Here is a 1,460-nt window from a genome sequence, read left to right on the forward strand (position 1 = left end):
CCAGCGGCGGATTAGCAGCGAACAAACTGGATTCAAACGGGATGTTCGTAGGGATGATTTTAACGATTATCGTTGCAGAAATCTTCGTAAGATTATCAAGAAACGATAAATTAAAAATCACGTTGCCAGATGGAGTACCACCAGCAGTAGCCGGATCATTTACAGTATTGATCCCAGCTATCATTACAGTTATCTTAATTGTAGCAGCTGGAATCTATATTGATAAATTAGCAGGAATGAACTTATGGACAATCGTACAGAAATTCGTGTCTGCACCATTAAACAGTGTAGCGGATACATTAGGTACAGTAATCTTAGTTTACTTCTTAATTAACTTCTTATGGGTATTCGGGTTACATGGGGCAAACATTGTTGGATCAGTAACAACACCAATCTTTACTCCAATGTTATTAGAAAACACAGCAGCTTATGAAGCAGGAAAAACAGGAGCAGATATTCCAAACATCGCTCATGGTATGGCACCATTCGCTGTTATCGGTGGATCAGGATCAACATTAGGATTAATCATTGCCGTATTGATCTTCGGTAAAGTACAAGCAGAACGTACAGTTATCGGAATCTCAATTGCACCAGGTTTATTCGAAATTAATGAACCTATCACATTTGGTGTACCTATCGTAATGAACCCAATCTACATGTTACCATTCATTGCAGGACCAGTTATTTTGGCAGCATTGACTTACATCTTAATGGACTTGAACATTATCGAAAGAGTTTCGTTAACAGCACCTTGGGTAACACCACCAATCTTGTTCGCATTCTTAGCAACAGGTGGAGGAATCAAGGCAGCGATCTACAATGCTATCGAAATCGTACTATTGACATTATTATGGATGCCATTTGTTATGGTATCAAACAAACAAAATGCCAATGCAGAATAACAATTAAATATTGCTCAAATCAGCTGAAGCGTAAGCTTCGGCTTTTTTAATATTATAATAAATGTAGTTCTAATAAGGAAATGTGATTCGTAAAATGAAGTATAGTATTAAAGGGGAAGGTCAAGGCGCGGTTTATGGTAGGAATGATCGGAATATGTATGGAAATAATGTGAACTATATGTGAATTAATCAGCGGAATAGTTCATAAAACATTATTTTATAAGGTTGTTTTTTCCATATTCATTGATAGTTTACTGTTGTAATAATCGCTTTCATTTATGTTTCATTAATTATGAACTTTCTGTGAACTTTTTTAGAAATCGCTTTCAATTTAATTGACAAAAGCGCTTACAAAGAGTATAGTAGAGATAGATGAAGCGATAGTAATTTAAACTATCAAGCTTAGCCTTGAGCAAGCTAGGTCAAAATCAACGGGAGGAAAAAAGACAATGAAATTTTTGGAAGAAAAATTTGTCCCTCTTGCAGCTAGAATCGGGTCTCAAAGACACTTAGTTGCAATCAGGGATGCCTTCGTTGTTATCATGCCAGTTACAATCG

At 36.2% G+C, this 1,460-nt stretch carries 1 protein-coding gene; it reads left to right on the forward strand.

What is annotated here, in order from left to right; translation table 11 throughout:
• Positions 1-902, forward strand: a 902-nt coding sequence (locus BN1225_RS00005; RefSeq protein WP_041137786.1) for a PTS sugar transporter subunit IIC, incomplete at its 5' end; no start/stop codon positions are given.
• Positions 903-1,460 lie beyond the last annotated feature (558 nt).

It is taken from the genome of Beduini massiliensis (assembly GCF_000829905.1).
Classification (GTDB): domain Bacteria; phylum Bacillota_I; class Bacilli_A; order Erysipelotrichales; family Coprobacillaceae; genus Beduini; species Beduini massiliensis.